Genomic DNA, 15393 nt, shown 5'->3' with positions numbered 1-15393 from the left:
CCTCAGTCCTCCGGGTCCGGGAACACGGGGGACCTGCGCTCGGTGAACGCGGCCACCCCCTCGGTGGATTCCGGGCTCGCGATCGCCCGCGCCGCGAGCTCGGTTTCGGTGGTCAGCCCCTCCTCCAGCGGCACGTCCCGGGCTGCCTCGGCGGCGTGCAGGATGGCGCGCACGGCGAGCGGGCCGCGCGCGGCGATCGTCTCGGCGATCGACGTCGCGGTGGGCAGGAGCTCCTCCGGTGCCACGGGTGGCACCGGCGTCACGCCCAGTTCGTAGGCGCGGTCGGCGGACAGCCGGGCCCCGGTCAGCATCAGGTGCGCGGCGACCCGGTGCCCGACCGCGCGCGGGAGCCGCTGGGTACCGCCGTAGCCGGGGATCAGGCCCAGGGCCGCCTCGGGCAGCCCCAGCGACGCCCGGGTGGACAGCACCGCGAAGGTCGAGGCCAGGACCAGCTCGAACCCGCCGCCGAGCGCGAGCCCGTTGACGGCGGCGATGACCGGAACCGGGGCGCGCTCGATGGCGCGCAACGCGTCCTGCCCCGCCGCCATCACCTCCCGTGCCTTGTCCAGATCCGATCCCAGTACCGAGATCTCGTTCAGGTCGGCTCCGGCGCTGAACGCCTTCTCCCCGCTGCCGGTGATCACCACCGCGCGGACCGTCCGGTCGTCGGCTGCCTCCTCCACCGCCCGGCGCAGGTCGGCCAGCAGCGCGCCGGTGAGGGCGTTCAGCGCCGCCGGGCGGTGGAGGGTGAGCGTCACCACCGCGCCGCTGCGCTGCGCGAGCAGGTCGCTCATGACGCCGCCGCCTCACCGGCCACGCCGACCTCGACGGTCCGGGTGTCACCGGGGCCGTCGGAAACCACGCCCTTGCGTTTCATCCGCGCGATGTCCTCCTCGTGATAGCCCAGGCCGCGCAGGACCTGGCGGGTGTGCTCGCCGAGCGCCGGGAACCGTTCGTTGCGCGGCGCCACCGACGACAGGCGGAACGGGCTGCGAACGGTGACCAGCTCGTCGCCCGAGCCCGGTACCGGGAGCACCGCGCCGCGGGCCACCACCTGCGGGTCCTTGACCACTTCGGACAGAGTGTGCACGATCGCGGCGGGCACCTGGGCGGTGCCGAGGATCCGCAGCCAGTCCGCCGCGGGCCGGGTGGCGAGGCGGGCGGCGATCGCCTCGGTGACGCGAGCCCGCTGCTCGCGCCGGCCCGCGTTGGTGGCCAGCGCGGGATCGGCGGCCAGCTCCGCCAGGTCGAGCGCGCCGCAGAGGCGCTGCCACATCAGGTCGTTGCCGACGGCGACCACCATCGTGCGGTCCGCGGTCTCGAAGGGCTGGTAGACGGCGAGCACCGAATCGGTGCCGCCACTGGGTGCCGGTTCGGGCTCACCGGCGTGGAAGGCGGCGATCCGCGGCGCCATGAGCGCGAGGTCGGCGTCGAGCAGGGAGACGTCGATGATCTCGCCCGCGCCGCTGACCCGCTGCCGGACCAGGGCGGCGTTGACCGCGATGGCCGCACACATCCCGGTGACCACGTCGGACAACGCGGTCGACACGCGCTGCGGGCTGCGTCCCTGTTCCCCGGTCACCGACATCAGTCCGGAGCGGGCCTGCGCGACCAGGTCGTAGCCCGGCAGGCTGCTGTCCGGGCCGTCCAGCCCGAAACCCGACAGCGCGCAGTAGACCAGGCGCGGGTTGCGGGAGCGCAGTTGCTCACCGGCGATGCCGAGAGCGGCGGCCTTGGCCGGGTTCACGTTGTGCAGGAACACGTCGGCGGTGTCGACCAGCCGCAACAGCACGTCGCGCCCCTCCGGCGCGCGGATGTCGAGCACGACGGACTGCTTGTTGCGGTTGGCGGAGGCGAACCAGGCCGATTCCCCGGCCACGAAGGGCGGCCCCCAGCCACGCGCGTCGTCCCCCGTCCCCGGGCGCTCGACCTTGATGACCGTGGCACCGAGGTCACCGAGGTACATCGCGGCCGTGGGCCCCGCGTAGGACGTGGTCATGTCCACCACACGGACACCCTCGAGCGGTCCGAGTGCGACCGGCATCGGCTTCCCCTCCCGTTGGTTCGGGCTGACACTTGCACCAGCAGAGAGCTCGCAGACTAGCAGTAAGTAAGCAGGTTGCTCAACGTCTGACATTTAGCGAATTGCAGCCGCTTGACCTTTACACTGATGTGAAGGTTGCAGGCTGGAAGCATGAACGTAGAACTCTTCGACTACCAGCCGATCGTTGATCGCGAGCCGATCACCTGGCCCAACGGTGCGCGCGTCGCCTTCTACGTCGGCCTCAACATCGAGCACTTCCACGTGGACAAGCCGTCGACCAGCATCTGGGCGTCGACCAACACCCTGGTGCCCGACCCGCTCAACTACGGCTGGCGCGACTACGGGATGCGCGTGGGGATCTGGCGCGTGATCGAGACCCTGGACCGGTACGGGATCCGGGCATCGACGCTGCTCAACTCGGAGGTCGCGGAGCACTACCCGCAGGTCATCGAGGCCGGACGCGCCCGGAACTGGGCCTGGCTCGCGCACGGGCAGACCAACTCGCGGCTGCACGCGAACCTGGAGATCGACGAGGAGCGGGAGATCCTCGCCGACATCGTCACCACCATCGAGAAGGCGAGCGGGCAGCGGCCGCAGGGCTGGATGGGTCCCGGCCTGACCGAGACGATGAACACGCCACGGCTGCTGGCCGAACTCGGCCTGAGCTACGTGCTGGACTGGACCAACGACGACCAGCCCTACCGGCTGAACGTGCCCGGCCTGCTGAGCGTCCCCTACACGCTCGAGGTGAACGACCTGCTCATGTTCGTCACCAAAGGATTCACCGGTCCGGAGGTCCTGCAGATCATCAAGGACCAGTTCGACCAGCTCTACGCGGACTCGGCGTCGAGCGGGCGGGTGATGGCGCTCGCACTGCACCCGTTCGTCATCGGCCAGCCGTTCCGGGCGCGCTACCTCGACGAGGCGCTGGCCTACATCGCCGGCCACGAGGGCGTCTGGCTGACCACCAGTGACGAGATCGCCGAGCACTACCGGCGCACCACCGCCTGAACCGCGAGCGGCGGTCCGGCCGGGCGGTGGCCGGCCGGACCGCCGTCGCGGTCAGGAGGCGATGGGGTCCGGGCTCGGCGCCTCGGGCAGCACCGGCGCCGGTGCCTTCGCCCGCGGCAGGGCGAGGCTCACCAGGAACCCGACGACCATGCCGGCCGCGGTCAGCAGCACCACGACGAACTCGCCGTGCGCCGTGGCCTCGCGCAGGTTCTCGCCGGTCTTGCCACCGGTGCCGATCTCGGCGAGCGCGGTGAACACCGCGAGGCCGATGGCGTTGCCGATGTTCAGGGCCGTGGACGCGATGCCGTTGGCCACACCCTGTTCGTTCGGCGCCGTTCCGGTGGCGGCGGCGATCCACATCGCCGTCCACACCACGCCCTGCCCGACACCCGAGACGATCAGCCCGGGCACGAGCATGCCGTAACCGGCACCGGCGTCGAACCCGATCGCCATCACGGCGGTGCCGACCACACCGACCCCGAACCCGATCAGCAGGGTGGGGCGCAGGCCCATCCGCGTGGTCATCCGTTCGCCCAGCTGGGTGCCGGTCGCGATGGCCAGCGACGGAACCAGGAAGGCCAGGCCGGTCTGCAGGGCGCTGAAGCCGTGCACGCTCTGCATCAGCACCGTCAGGAAGTACGGCAGCACACCGAAGGTGGCCATGTAGATGAAGGTGACGGTCATGCCCATGGTCAGGCTGCGGTTGCGGAACAACCGGAACGGCATCAGCGGATCGGCGCTGCGCTGTTCGATCACCGCGAACGCCACCAGCAACAGCGCGGCCAGCACGAACGCGCCGACCACCAGGGAGCTCCCCCAGCCCTGCTCCGGCCCCTGGACCAGGGCGAAGACGAGCAGCGTCGCACCTGCGGTGACGGTCAGCGAACCGGGCAGGTCGAAGCGGCGCTTCTCCCCGCGGGCCGGGTCGCGCGGGATGACCGCCAGCGCGGCCAGCGCCACGATGCCGGCCAGCGGCACGTTGACGTAGAACACCGCGGGCCAGCCGAAGTTCTCGGTGAGCACGCCGCCCAGCAGCGCGCCGATGGTCAGACCGCTCGCGCCCGCGCCGCCCCAGACCGCGAGCGCCCGGTTGCGCTGCGGGCCCTCCGGGAACAGCGTGTTGATCAGCGAGAGGGTGGACGGCAGCAGCAGCGCGCCCCCGATCCCCTGCACCGCGCGCGCGACGATGATCGTGGCCGGGGTCGGCGCGAGGCCACCGGCCAGCGACGACACCGCGTACAGGGCCAGAGCGAACACGAAGACCCGGCGGCGGCCGAGCAGGTCGGCGGCCCGTCCGCCGAAGAGCAGGAACCCGCCGGCGAACACCACGTAGGCACTCACCACCAGCTGCTGGGTCTGCCCGGGGAAGCCCAGCTCCGCACCGATCTCGGGGAGGGCGACGAAGACGATGTTCAGGTCGAGCGCGTAGATCAGTTGCGCCAGCGCCAGCAGGGCCAGGATCCACCCCAGCTTCCGCCCGGCGGGCGGGCTCGGAACAGCGGACATGTGACAGGACACCTTCCGGAATCTCGAGAGGAAACGGCTGGGCGACACCGGCCAACCGAAGTACGACTGTACGAATAATTGCGTACAGTCGTATCGCTTGGCAAGGGGATACCTACGATTGTTCGCGTATCGCGGTATGGTAGTACCGTGAGGTATCGTCATCCGGCCCGTGACCAGATCCGCATTGACGGCGTGCTGTCGGCGCTGGGGCATCCCGTGCGCCTGGCGGCCGTGCGCGTGCTCGACGGCGGCGGTGAGCACAACTGCGGCAGCGTGCTGACCGAGCTGGGCATCCCCGCCAAGTCGACGATGACCCACCACTGGCGGGTCCTGCGCGACGCCGGGGTGATCATCCAGGAGCCGTCCGGCCGGGAGAACCTGCTGACGCTGCGCCGGGAGGACCTCGACACCCGCTACCCCGGTTTGCTGGACACCATCCTCGACGGCGCCCGCACCGACGAAACCGGCGCCTGAACCCGCCGCCCGCCGCCGCCGTTTCGCGTCCGGCGGGGGGAAGCGGTAGGAACGGGTCATGACCACCGACGGGCGCAGCGCGCTCGCGATCCCGGTACCGGCCGCCGACCCGCTGCTGGCGCGCGTGGCCGCGCAGTCGACCGCCGCGCGGCGCGGGCTGCCCGCGCACCTGACGCTGCTGTACCCGTTCCTGCCCGCCGCCGACCTGGACGTGGCCACCACCGCGGCCCTGCCGGACCTCCTCGGGCAGCAGAGCGAACTCGAGGTGCGGTTCACACGCTGCCACGTCCGGGACGGGTTCGTGTTCCTGCGGACGGAACCCGCCGAACCGCTGCACGAGCTGATCGCCCGCCTGCGGCGCCGGTGGCCGCGGCTGCGGCCCTACGACGGCCGGTTCGGCGACACCGTCGACGCGCACGTGACCATCGCGATGGACGCCCCCGACGGCGCGGCGCTCGCGCGGGCGGTGGACTCCGGGCTTCCGCTGCGCGCGCGGCTGACGGAGGCGTGGCTGGCGGTGCCGGGCACCGGATGGCGTCTGGTGGACCGGTTCCGGTTCCGCGCCGCACCGTCGTCTTAGGACTGCCCGGCCCCGCCCGGTGGGCCGCGGTCCATACCCCTGGCGAGGGACGTCGTCCAGCGGGCGGAATCCTTGACGAAATCTTGAGCGGTACCGCGCCCGCCCGAGGAGTCACTCCGGTACGTGCTGAAACGCATCCTGCTCGGGCGTCCGCTGATCACCGGCCGGCGGCACACCGGGCGACTGTCCAATCCCGTCGCACTCGGCGTGCTGTCCCCTGCTGGTGACCCTGCCCTACCGCCAGGTCGTCGTGCCTACACCCGCGCGGGCGGGGTCTTACCACGAGCCGCGGATGCTCGGGCGCCTCGTCGACGCCACCGGCGAGGTCACCGTCGAGTTCGCGCCACCCGCCCGCGGCCTGGAGGTCGGCCGGCTGCTCCGCGTCACCGGTGAGGTCGGCACGGGTGCGGACGGTCTGCTGGTGCGGCACGCGCGGCACCGGCTCCTGCCGGAATCCACCGGTGAGGGATGAGTACCCGGGGACCCCGGGTGGCGCCGGGTGTGCGCGCTGTCACCATCGTCCACAATGGTCCGTCCGGGTCCGGGGTTGCTGAGCGGACGCTGAGAACGCGGCTCCGCCGGGTTCCCGTGCCGCGGCGGGGTGATCGGTAGAGTCGGCGGTATGCGTGCACCCCGGAACCCGGTGGAGCGCCGGGCGTTCTTCGGACTGCTGGCGCTGGGCGCCGCCGTTGCCGTCACCGGGTGTGCCGACGACCGGCCCGGCACCGCACCGTCCCCGACCGCCACCACCTCACCCGGGCCGCCGAGCGGCAGCGATCCGGACGTGCCGGCCGACACCGGCGCCGACGGGCCGACCCGGGTGCTGAGCAAGGGACCGGCCGGGAGCAACCAGATCGCGCTGACCGTGGACGACGGCTACAGCAACGAGGTGGTCGCCGGTTACGTCGCCTTCGCCCACCGCACCGGCATCCACCTCACGTTCAGCCCGAACGGTCTCTACGCCCACGCGTGGGCACCGCACGCCGCCACGCTCACCCCGCTGATCGAGGCGGGCCAGGTGCAGATCATCAACCACACCTACAACCACCACGACCTCCGCCCGATGACCGACGCGCAGATCCGCGCCGAGCTCGAGCGCAACGACGAGTGGGTCAGCACCACCTTCGGCACCCGCACCACGCCGTACTACCGGCCGCCGTTCGGCTTCCACAACCCGCACGTCGACGGTGTCGCCGCCGAGCTCGGCTACCGCAACACGGTGATGTGGAACGGCTCCTACGGCGACTCGAAGCTGGTCACCCCCGACTACCTGATGTCGCAGGCCCGCCGGTACCTGCAACCGGGGACGATCCTGCTCGGCCACGCCAACCACCCCACGGTGCTCGGCCTGCTCGACCAGATCGCCGACCTCGTCCGGCAGCGCAACCTGACCCCGGTCACGCTCCGCGAGATGTTCCCGCCCGCCGAGCACTGACCGGCGCGTTTCGGCGCGTTGCCGGTCGGGAAGACCAGCGGGCGTGCACGCTCCTCATCTGGCCGGGGTCGGCGCCTACACCACCGGCACCGTGCTCGCGGTGATCGCGGCCGTGTTGTTCGCGGTGGGATCGGTCCTGCAGCACGAGTCCCTCTCCGGGCGGGACGTCGACCTGCGGGCACTGGTGCGCCGCCCGATGTGGCTCGGCGGCCAGGCCGCGACCGCCTCCGGCAGTCTCGTGCAGGTGGCCGCGCTCGCGTTCGCGCCGGTATCGATCGTGCAGCCCCTGCTGGCGGGCGCGATGGTGATCGCGCTGGCCGTGCGGGCGGTGTGGGACCGTTGCCTGCCCGGGCGTGGTGAAGTGCTCGGCGCGGTGTGCACCGTGGGCGGGCTGACGGCGTTCCTGCTGACCGCGCGCCCGGCCCAGGGGCGGCCGGACCACCTGCCCAACCCGGTCGTGGTGCTGGGCGTGGTCGCCGGGGTGCTGGTGCTGGTCGGGCTCGCCGCGCGCACGCGCCGCGGCGCCGCTCCCGCTGCCGTGGTGTGCGGGGTGTGCGCCGGGATCGCGGCCGGCTGCGCCGCCGTGCTGATCTCGTCCGCGTTCAAGGAGGCCGGCCGCAGCGGGCACGCCCTCACCGACGGCGCGTTCTGGTTCCTGGTGGCGGCGGCGATCGTGGTCGCCGTGGTGGCGCAGATCGGCAGCCAGCAAGCGTATTCGCGGGGCGCCCTGGCCTGGTCGTTGCCCGCGCTGACGGTCCTCGACCCGCTGGCGGCGATCCCGGCGGCCCGGCTGCTCCTCGGGGAACGGCTGGAACCCGGCCACGCCGCCGCGTGGGGACCGGCCGCACTGGTCGCCGTTGTCGGCGTGGTGCTGCTGGCGCGCACGGGCGAGACCTGCCGCCGCCCGTTCCTGCGGCCGCGGACCTCGCCCGGCGCGCGGGACCCGGCGGGAAAACCCTGACCGGCGTCCCGCGCGCGGCGACCACCGCCCGGCCGTCGAGCACCCGGTCATCCGCGCATGTTCCGGCCCCGGTGAAACCGTTTCCGGAGCCCGTTCCGGTCCCGCCACCGCTCCGAACGGAGCAGTCAGGGCCGGTACAGCCAGTCGGTCCAGCGGTAGTCGTCCAGCCGGCGTTCGCCCAGGTACTGGTTGCGCAGCAGGCGGGCCAGCCCGTCGCAGTGCCACAGCTCGCCCCACACGCGGGCGCTGGACTGCACCCGCGCGGTCCGGTCGAGGCGGGCCTGCGCGTAGGCGCTGAGCGCGGACGGCCAGTCCAGCGCCGACGCGGCCTGCTGCTTGGCGACCTCACCGGCCAGGCTGTGCGCGTCCTCCAGCGCCTGGCACGCACCCTGCGCCAGGTACTGCAACATCGGATGCGCGGCGTCCCCGGTGAGCGCCAGGCGGCCGTCCACCCAGTTCCGCGCGGGCAGCCGGTCGTACATCGGCCACCGCCGATCCCGCCACAGCCACGCCAAGCCGCGCCGCACCGCGTCGCACGTGCCCTCGAACGCCGCGTCCAGCTCGTCCGGCCCGCCCCACTCCGCATCGCCCCGGTCGTAGGCCGGCGAGGCGAACACCGCCACCGTGTTGAGCAGCTCACCACCGCGCAACGGGTACTGCACGAGGTGGCACCGTGGTCCGAAGTGGACGACCACATCGGTCAGCACGTCGGCGTCCAGGCCGGTCACCTCCGCCACCGGGCGGGTACCCCGGTAGGCCACGTACCCGGAACACACCGGCTGATCGGCGGACAGCCGCGACCGCAGCGACGACCACAACCCGTCCGCCGCCAGCACCGCGTCCCCGGCGAACTCCCGCTCCCCCACCCGCACGCGCACACCGTCGGCACGCACCTCGACGTCGTCGACCTGGTGATCGGCCAGCAGCTCGACCCCGGCATCCCGGCAGGCATCGTGCAGGATCGTCAGCAGGTCGCTGCGGTGGATCACCACGTACGGCGCGCCGTAGCGGCCGACGAACCCGGGCCCGAGGTCCAGCGAGGTCAGTTCCGCGCCGTCGAGCGCGTCCTTGAGCACGAGCCGCCGCGGCAGCACGCCGCGGGCGACCACCTCGTCGAGCAGGCCCCACTCACGCAGGATCCGGGTGGCGTTCGGCGCCAGCTGCAACCCCGCACCCACCTCGGCGAACTCCGGCGCCCGCTCGAGCACCCGGACCCGGTGCCCGGCCGCGGCCAGGGCGTAGGCGTTGGCCAGTCCGCCGATGCCACCACCGACGACCACCACCTCGGTGCCGCTCATCTGCATCTCCTCCTACAACCAGGGGCCCAGATCAGGGGCCTGGGCGGTGCGTCCGGTGAACCAGCTCGCCAGTGCCGGACCGTGCCCCTGCGCGATCCGGCGGGTCAGCGTGTCGTCGATGAGTGCCCGGACCAGGTCCGCAGGCAGGTCCGCGAAGTCCACGCCGGCACCGAGATCGACGGCGTGCACGGCGACCTCGCGGGTGCGCATCCAGACGATCTCGGTGGCCGGGACGGTGCGGCCCTGCGCGGTGACGACTTCGTTCGACCAGGCTCCGGCCGGCAGCGCGTCCAGGTCCGCGGCCAGTGCGTCCGCCGATCCGCGGACCAGCCGCCGCAGTTCCGGCACGGGCAGGTGCGCACCCGCTTCGATTTCGGCGTTGCGCTGCCCGGTGCCGGCGTACATCCGGGACTCGACCCCGGTGCGCGCCCAGCTCACCAGGCGCCGCAACGCTTCGGCGTTGTAGTGCAGGTGCGCGACGAGGTGGCGGCGGGTCCAGCCGGGCAGCAGCGTCGGCGCGTCGAACGCGCCGTCGGGCAGCTCGCCGATCACCCGCAGGACCAGCCGGGTGCCCTCGTCCATCCAGTCACGCCTGCTCATCACGGGCCACGTTCTCCAGCCGGCCGAGGCCGCTGATCTCGGTGACCAGCCGGGCGCCGTGCGACAGGTAGCGCGGCGGCTTGCGGGCATGGCCGACGCCGCCGGGCGTGCCGGTGGCGATCACGTCACCGGGCCGCAGCGTCAGGATCGTCGAGGCGTACCGGACGAGCTGGACCGGGTCGAACACCAGGTCGCCGGTGTTCGCCTTCTGCACCTGCTCGCCGTCCACCGCGCAGCTCAGTTCGAGCGCGGGTGCGGTGCCGCCCGGCAGCTCGTCGGGCGTCACCAGGTACGGGCCGAACGGGGTGGTGCCCTCGAACGTCTTGCCCGGCAACCACATCGGCGAGTGGTACTGCCAGTCCCGCGCGGTGACGTCGTTGAGGACGCTGAATCCGGCGATCGCCGCGGCCGCCTCGGCGTCACCCGCGCGCCGCACGGTCGCGCCGATGATCAGCGCCAGCTCGGCTTCCCAGTCCACCGCGGCCGACTCCGGTGGCAGCGCGACCGGGTCGCCCGGGCCGATCAGCGCCTCCGGGTACTTGGCGAACAGCGTCGGGTACCGCGGGATTTCGCGGCCCATCTCCAGGATGTGGTTGCGGTAGTTCAGCCCGACGCACAAGATCTTGCCGGGCCGCGGCACGACGGGGGCGAGGTCGGCACCGGCCAGCGGCCGCTCCGGGGTGACGGCCGCGGCCTGGGCGCGCCAGTCCTCCTGGGCCAGGAACGCGCCGACGTCGGGCGCGCCGAGCTCGGCGTAGCGCTCGCCCTCGACGCGGACCGCGCGGGTGCCCTCGGCGGTGCGCAGGGTCGCCAGTTTCACTGCTGTCCTCCCACCTGCACGCGATCGGCGTGCAGTCGTTCGAAGATCGGGGTGTCGCTGAAGCGGAACAGGTCCAGCTGCGTGCCGGCGGCCAGGGTGACCTCGGCCCAGGACGGCACGACGAACAGGTCGCCGTGGTCGACGCGCCACTCCTGATCGGCGACCCGGACCGTGCCGGAGCCCTCGAACACCTGCCACACGGCCGAACCGACCTCCCGGCGCGGCGCGGTCCGGGCGCCGGCGCGCAGCCGGTGGAACTCCGCGCGGATGGTCGGCATCACGTCGCCGCCGGTGGTCGGGTTGGTGAAGCGGATCGCGGCGTGACCCGGCTCCACCACACCCGGGTGGCCCTCGTCCTCCAGCGCGAGCTGGTCGGTCAGCGCGGCGTCGGTGTGCTCCCACCGGTAGGCGGCGATCGGCGAGTGCACCGCGGGCGCGGTCTGCGACAGCGGGCGCAGGCCGGGGTGGGCCCACAGCCGCTCCGCCCGTGAGCGGGCCGGGGTCTCGGTGCTGGACACCCGCTCCGGCCCGAACTCGAAGAACGCCGAGCCGGTGTAGTGCACGAACGGGATGTCCAGCCCGTCGATCCACGCCATCGGCTCGGACGAGATGTTGTGGTGGCCGTGGAAGTGCCAGCCCGGTGTGAGCAGGAAGTCGCCGCGGCGCATGGCGACCGGGTCGCCGTCGACCACGGTCCACACGCCCTCGCCCTCGACGACGAACCGGAACGCGTTCTGCGTGTGCCGGTGCTCGGGGGCGTTCTCGCCGGGACCGAGGTACTGGATCGCGGCCCACAGCGTGGGTGTCGCGTACGGTGCGCCGCCGAGGCCGGGGTTGGCGAGCGCGATGGCGCGCCGCTCGCCGCCGCGGCCGACCGGGACCAGCTCACCGGCCTTCTCCGCGAGCGGCAGCAGGGTCTGCCAGCGCCAGGCGTGCGGGCGCATCGCCGGCACCGGGCTCGCCGGCATCAGGTCGCCGATCTCGGTCCACAGTGGAACGAGCAGTTCCTTCGCGAAGCCGCGGTAGAGCTCGTCGAGCTCCGGGGACGGATCCGGCTGGGTAGGGGTCATCGGGTGACCGCTCCTTCCTTGACGGCGACGGGCGCGACCTCTCGCGACGCTGCGGGCATGCCGGAAACGTAAGCCCGTTCTGTCAGCAGGGATCAGCAATTCTGCTCTGAAGAACACGTCGCCGTGCGATCGGGCCCCGGCCGGGGCCTGAGCCCGCGAAAGCCGTCAGCCCGGTGCCGTTGCCCGGGAGCGAGCGCATGACTGGTATTTGCATGCGCGCTCTACCGGCGCAAGACACGGTAAGCTGAGGTGAGTGACACCGAGGAGGCCGCGATGGGCATCGCCGATGACGCCGTGGAAGTCCGCGCCCGGGGCTGGCGCACCCTCGCCGCCCTGCACAACCTGATCGAAACCGAACTCGAACGGTCACTGCAGCGGGAGCACCAGCTGTCGGTGGTGGAATTCACCGTCCTGGACGCGCTCAACCGCCAGGACGGGTGGCACATGCGGATGCAGCAGCTGTCCCGGGCGGCCGCGCTGTCCAGCAGCGCGACCACCCGGCTGGTGACCCGCCTGGAGGACCGCGGGCTGCTGACGCGGGTGCTGTGCGCCGACGACCGCCGCGGCATCTACACCGAGCTCACCGCCGAGGGGCAGCGCGCGCTCGCCCGCGCGCGGCCGACCCACGACGAAGTGCTCGAGAAGTCGCTCGAGCGCGCGGCCGGCATGCCCGAGCTGGCCCCCCTCGTCGCCGCCCTGGAATCCTGACCGGATCCGGCAGTGGCTCCGCGGGCGAGCCCGCGGAGCCACTGCCCGGTCACCGCGCCTGGTCCAGCGCGCGCCGCAGCTGGAAGGCGAGCACCTTGGAGTAGGTGCGGCACATCTGGAAGTTGCCCGCGGTGAACCACAGTCCCGGGTGCGGGGTGTGCCGCCACATGTTGCGGATCTCGCCCTCGTCGTCGTAACCCCAGATGGGTCCCACGGCCTCGGCCACCTCATCGCCCATCAGGTGCCGCAAGCCCTCCTGCTGGCTCTGGTACCCGGTGGCGAGGACGACCAGATCCGCCTCGATCACCGAGCCGTCGGACATCCGCAGCCCCGCACGCACGAACCGGTCCGCGTCCGACCACTGCACCAGGCCGATCTCGCCGGAGATGAGCAGGTCCGAGCACCCCACGTTGAGGTAGTACCCGCCGCCGCGGCGCATGTACTTCATCTGCTGCCCGGTCTCGTCGTGGCCGTAGTCGGTGCGGAAACCGACCCGGTTGAGCCCCTCGACGAGGTCGCGGTCGAGTTCCTTCATCCGCGCCGTGAGCTCCTTCGCGCCCACGACGAGGTCCGGGTACGGCACCGACAGCCCGATCAGGTCGCTGTCCTCCAGCGTCGGTGCGGTCAGGTAGGCGGCGTCGGCCAGCGCGGCACTCGGGTCGATGCTGATCACCGTCGTGGGGCTGCGCTGGATCATGGTGACCGAGGCGCCGTTGGCGTGCAGGTCCTGCGCCACGTCGTGCCCGCTGTTGCCGGTGCCCACCACGATGACCCGCCGGCCGGCGTAGGCGGCGCCGTCCTGGTAGGCGCTGGAGTGCACCACCTCGCCCGCGAACTCGCCGAGGCCGGGCAGGTCCGGGACGAAGGGCAGGCCGCTCACGCCCGTCGCGATCACGACTTGCTTGGGGCGCAGCACCCGCGTGCTGCCGTCGGCACGGCGCAGCCGCGCCTCCCAGGTGCCGCTCGCGGCGGAGTACCCGGCCCCCTCGAAGGTGGTGCCGCCCCAGAAGTTGATCTCCATCGCGTCCACGTAGGACTCGAACCAGCCGGCCAGCTTGTCCTTGGGCACGAACACCGGCCAGGTCTGCGGGAACGGCAGGTACGGCAGGTCGTTGAGCCAGACGGCGTTGTGCAACGTCAGCGCGTGGTAACGCTTGCGCCAGTTGTCACCGGGACGCTCGTGCGTGTCGACCACGAGCGCGTCCACGTCGAGCTGTCCCAGGCGCGCGGCGAGCGCCAGGCCGCTCTGCCCGCCGCCGACGATGAGGACGTCGGGATCGTGATCGGCGTACGCCTGTGCCGCCTGCCGGCGGTCCAGCCAGTTCGGGCCGCCGAACTTCGCCGAGTCGCGCTGGCCGACCGGCCGGTTCTCGCCCGTCCGTTCCGGGTAGCCGGCCAGCTGGTCCACCGTGGTCAGCAGGTTCCGCGCCACGTGGCCGCGCCCGGGCTCCTCGACCAGCCGCACGACACCCGCGCCGCTGCCCGCGGTGGCCTCGAACTCGAAGATCGCCTCCACCGCGCGGATCCCGTTGCGCTCGACGAACCGCGGCGGGGTGCGGCCGGCCGCGACCCGGAACCCGGAGGCCTTGGCGACGGGCTGGCGGGCGGCCAGCTCCACCGGCACCCGGTCCCCCGCCACCGTGTGGATGTCGTCGGTGAACGCCACCAGGTCGCGCCAGTAGCACTCGTTCGCGAACAGCCCCGACAGATCGGCTCCGCGCGTGAGCACGTTGCCGAACTCGTCGAGCCACCGTTGCGCGATCGCCGCCGGGTCGGTCGTCGTCATCATCGTCTCCTGAGGGTCGCGAGCGGTCACGGGATGAGGCGCAGGGCGCGCATCCGGTCGAGGTTGTCCAGGAAGCTGTCGTGGGTGTCGATGCACTCGGCGAACCCGGCACGGCGGATCTTGATCGTGCTCTGCACCATGTCGGCCTCGTTGGCCAGCCAGCCGTCGATGAACGGCCACGCCGCCACGGCGGACAGCGGCAGCGGCCGCAGGCCGTGCTCGGCCGTCAGGGCGTCCCAGGTGCTGTCCTTGTCCGCCATCTGCTCGGCGAGGGACATCGGCTGCGGCGGCGCCGCGGGCATCGCGAAGAACGCCGCGATCTCCGGCCACAGGTGCTGCCAGCGGAAGTGGTCGCCGTTGGTGACGTTGAAGACCTCCCCGCGCGCGGCCTCGCTGTCCAGCGCCCACTCGACCGCGCCGGCGATGATCCGCGCGTCGGTGGCCTGGTGCAGTGCCGTCCACGCCCCCGGCGTGCCCGGGAACCGCAGGGGCACGCCCTGGTACTTGCTGACCGCGGCGAACACCCCCAGCCCGGTGACCATGTTCATCGGCGAGCCGAGGCTGACCCCCAGCACGCCGTCCGGCCGCAGCACCGTCCAGGTGTAACCCGCCCGGCCCGCGTCCGACCACAGCAGATCTTCCTGGTCGTTGTAGAAGATCGGCCCGAGAAAACGCGGATCGCTCTCCTTGGCCGGAGTCTTGTAGTGGCCGAGGTGCTCGCCGTAGGACTTGCCCCCGCCGATGAGCACGACGTGGCGCACCGTCGAGGCGCTCGCGTGCAGCGCGTCGAGCAGGTGCCGCAGCATGGCGACGTTTGGGCCGACCGTCGCCGCCATGGTCTCGCGCTCCACGTACGCGGCGAACACGACGTCGGTGATGTCCGCCCGGCCGGCCAGCGCGGCGATCGTCGCGTCGCGGTCCAGCAGGTCGACCTGCACGTGGTCGTCGATCACGGTGCCGTCGGGGAGGGTGACCGGGCCGCGGCGGGCCAGCGTCGCCACCCGCCGGTCGTGGTCGCGCAGCCGCTGCGCCACCGCCCCGCCGATGACACCGTGTGCCCCGACGACGAGCGTGGTTGGAGTTGTCACTGTTGTTCTCTC

At 72.4% G+C, this 15393-nt stretch carries 16 protein-coding genes; 7 read left to right on the top strand and 9 right to left on the bottom strand.

Translation table 11 applies throughout. From position 1 onward, the window contains the following. Window positions 1-2: 2 nt before the first annotated feature. Both FHX46_RS14085 and FHX46_RS14080 read right to left on the bottom strand, forming a co-directional pair. On the bottom strand, window positions 3-794 hold the full coding sequence (locus FHX46_RS14085) for an enoyl-CoA hydratase/isomerase family protein (RefSeq protein WP_167114290.1): 792 nt from the start codon (window positions 792-794) through the stop codon (window positions 3-5). Next, window positions 791-2044 carry a CaiB/BaiF CoA transferase family protein gene (locus FHX46_RS14080; protein ID WP_167114287.1) on the bottom strand — a complete coding sequence of 418 codons (1254 nt, stop codon included), beginning with the start codon at window positions 2042-2044 and terminating at the stop codon, window positions 791-793. Before FHX46_RS14080 ends, FHX46_RS14085 begins: the two co-directional genes overlap by 4 nt. 150 nt (window positions 2045-2194) lie before the next feature. On the opposite strand from FHX46_RS14080, the gene FHX46_RS14075 reads away from it, so the two are divergent. Continuing rightward, window positions 2195-3055, top strand: a complete 861-nt coding sequence (locus FHX46_RS14075) for a polysaccharide deacetylase family protein (protein ID WP_167114284.1) — start codon at window positions 2195-2197, stop codon at window positions 3053-3055. 51 nt (window positions 3056-3106) lie between these two features. On the opposite strand, the gene FHX46_RS14070 is transcribed toward FHX46_RS14075, so the two are convergent. Continuing rightward, on the bottom strand, window positions 3107-4561 hold the full coding sequence (locus FHX46_RS14070; protein WP_208400146.1) for an MFS transporter: 1455 nt from the start codon (window positions 4559-4561) through the stop codon (window positions 3107-3109). A gap of 147 nt (window positions 4562-4708) precedes the next feature. Here FHX46_RS14070 and FHX46_RS14065 point away from each other — a divergent pair, with 147 nt between their 5' ends. The 5 genes from FHX46_RS14065 (at window position 4709) to FHX46_RS14045 (ending at window position 8011) form a co-directional block, all read left to right on the top strand. After that, on the top strand, window positions 4709-5035 hold the full coding sequence (locus FHX46_RS14065; protein WP_167114281.1) for an ArsR/SmtB family transcription factor: 327 nt from the start codon (window positions 4709-4711) through the stop codon (window positions 5033-5035). 58 nt (window positions 5036-5093) lie between these two features. Beyond that, window positions 5094-5615: a 2'-5' RNA ligase family protein gene (locus FHX46_RS14060; RefSeq protein WP_167114278.1), complete on the top strand. Its 522-nt coding sequence runs from the start codon at window positions 5094-5096 to the stop codon at window positions 5613-5615. Window positions 5616-5838: 223 nt separating this feature from the next. After that, window positions 5839-6087 (top strand): hypothetical protein, encoded by a 249-nt coding sequence (locus FHX46_RS14055; protein ID WP_167114275.1) that lies wholly within the window; start codon window positions 5839-5841, stop codon window positions 6085-6087. 150 nt (window positions 6088-6237) lie between these two features. Then, the gene (locus FHX46_RS14050; RefSeq protein ID WP_167114272.1) at window positions 6238-7050 is read left to right on the top strand and encodes a polysaccharide deacetylase family protein; all 813 of its coding nucleotides are present in this window, start codon (window positions 6238-6240) and stop codon (window positions 7048-7050) included. A gap of 43 nt (window positions 7051-7093) precedes the next feature. After that, the gene (locus FHX46_RS14045) at window positions 7094-8011 is read left to right on the top strand and encodes a DMT family transporter (protein ID WP_313886133.1); all 918 of its coding nucleotides are present in this window, start codon (window positions 7094-7096) and stop codon (window positions 8009-8011) included. Window positions 8012-8136: 125 nt separating this feature from the next. On the opposite strand, the gene FHX46_RS14040 is transcribed toward FHX46_RS14045, so the two are convergent. Genes FHX46_RS14040 through FHX46_RS14025 form a run of 4 tightly spaced genes read right to left on the bottom strand, consistent with a single transcriptional unit; the run spans window position 8137 to window position 11799 of the window. Next, window positions 8137-9309: an FAD-dependent oxidoreductase gene (locus FHX46_RS14040; RefSeq protein ID WP_167114270.1), complete on the bottom strand. Its 1173-nt coding sequence runs from the start codon at window positions 9307-9309 to the stop codon at window positions 8137-8139. A 12-nt stretch (window positions 9310-9321) separates the two neighbouring features. Then, window positions 9322-9909 carry a maleylpyruvate isomerase N-terminal domain-containing protein gene (locus FHX46_RS14035; RefSeq protein WP_243871269.1) on the bottom strand — a complete coding sequence of 196 codons (588 nt, stop codon included), beginning with the start codon at window positions 9907-9909 and terminating at the stop codon, window positions 9322-9324. Further along, complete coding sequence (locus FHX46_RS14030; protein ID WP_167114266.1) at window positions 9896-10729, bottom strand: fumarylacetoacetate hydrolase family protein; 834 nt, start codon at window positions 10727-10729, stop codon at window positions 9896-9898. The genes FHX46_RS14035 and FHX46_RS14030 overlap by 14 nt, the downstream gene beginning before the upstream one ends. Continuing rightward, window positions 10726-11799, bottom strand: coding sequence for a cupin domain-containing protein (locus FHX46_RS14025; protein ID WP_167114263.1), 1074 nt, complete (start codon window positions 11797-11799; stop codon window positions 10726-10728). The genes FHX46_RS14030 and FHX46_RS14025 overlap by 4 nt, the downstream gene beginning before the upstream one ends. Before the next feature lie 273 nt (window positions 11800-12072). On the opposite strand from FHX46_RS14025, the gene FHX46_RS14020 reads away from it, so the two are divergent. Beyond that, the gene (locus FHX46_RS14020) at window positions 12073-12507 is read left to right on the top strand and encodes a MarR family winged helix-turn-helix transcriptional regulator (protein ID WP_167121457.1); all 435 of its coding nucleotides are present in this window, start codon (window positions 12073-12075) and stop codon (window positions 12505-12507) included. Between the two features lie 49 nt (window positions 12508-12556). Here the strand turns inward: FHX46_RS14020 and FHX46_RS14015 are convergent, their stop codons facing one another. Both FHX46_RS14015 and FHX46_RS14010 read right to left on the bottom strand, forming a co-directional pair. Continuing rightward, window positions 12557-14293 carry a flavin-containing monooxygenase gene (locus FHX46_RS14015; RefSeq protein WP_208400144.1) on the bottom strand — a complete coding sequence of 579 codons (1737 nt, stop codon included), beginning with the start codon at window positions 14291-14293 and terminating at the stop codon, window positions 12557-12559. A gap of 26 nt (window positions 14294-14319) precedes the next feature. Continuing rightward, window positions 14320-15381, bottom strand: coding sequence for an SDR family oxidoreductase (locus FHX46_RS14010; protein ID WP_167114257.1), 1062 nt, complete (start codon window positions 15379-15381; stop codon window positions 14320-14322). Between the last annotated feature and the right edge of the window lie 12 nt (window positions 15382-15393).

Origin of the sequence: Amycolatopsis viridis, from assembly GCF_011758765.1 — a bacterium.
Taxonomy (GTDB): domain Bacteria; phylum Actinomycetota; class Actinomycetes; order Mycobacteriales; family Pseudonocardiaceae; genus Amycolatopsis_E; species Amycolatopsis_E viridis.
Note: the sequence above shows the minus strand (reverse complement) of the source record. Positions and strands in the feature narration are given on the sequence as shown.

Bases quoted from the DNA above. Each gene is read 5' to 3' on its own strand.
- FHX46_RS14085 (WP_167114290.1), bottom strand. From the start codon at position 794: ATGAGCGACCTGCTCGCGCAGCGCAGCGGCGCGGTGGTGACGCTCACC.
- FHX46_RS14070 (WP_208400146.1), bottom strand. From the start codon at position 4,561: ATGTCCGCTGTTCCGAGCCCGCCCGCCGGGCGGAAGCTGGGGTGGATC.
- FHX46_RS14050 (WP_167114272.1), top strand. From the start codon at position 6,238: ATGCGTGCACCCCGGAACCCGGTGGAGCGCCGGGCGTTCTTCGGACTG.
- FHX46_RS14040 (WP_167114270.1), bottom strand. From the start codon at position 9,309: ATGAGCGGCACCGAGGTGGTGGTCGTCGGTGGTGGCATCGGCGGACTG.
- FHX46_RS14060 (WP_167114278.1), top strand. From the start codon at position 5,094: ATGACCACCGACGGGCGCAGCGCGCTCGCGATCCCGGTACCGGCCGCC.
- FHX46_RS14025 (WP_167114263.1), bottom strand. From the start codon at position 11,799: ATGACCCCTACCCAGCCGGATCCGTCCCCGGAGCTCGACGAGCTCTAC.
- FHX46_RS14035 (WP_243871269.1), bottom strand. From the start codon at position 9,909: ATGAGCAGGCGTGACTGGATGGACGAGGGCACCCGGCTGGTCCTGCGG.
- FHX46_RS14075 (WP_167114284.1), top strand. From the start codon at position 2,195: ATGAACGTAGAACTCTTCGACTACCAGCCGATCGTTGATCGCGAGCCG.
- FHX46_RS14015 (WP_208400144.1), bottom strand. From the start codon at position 14,293: ATGACGACGACCGACCCGGCGGCGATCGCGCAACGGTGGCTCGACGAG.
- FHX46_RS14080 (WP_167114287.1), bottom strand. From the start codon at position 2,044: ATGCCGGTCGCACTCGGACCGCTCGAGGGTGTCCGTGTGGTGGACATG.
- FHX46_RS14020 (WP_167121457.1), top strand. From the start codon at position 12,073: ATGGGCATCGCCGATGACGCCGTGGAAGTCCGCGCCCGGGGCTGGCGC.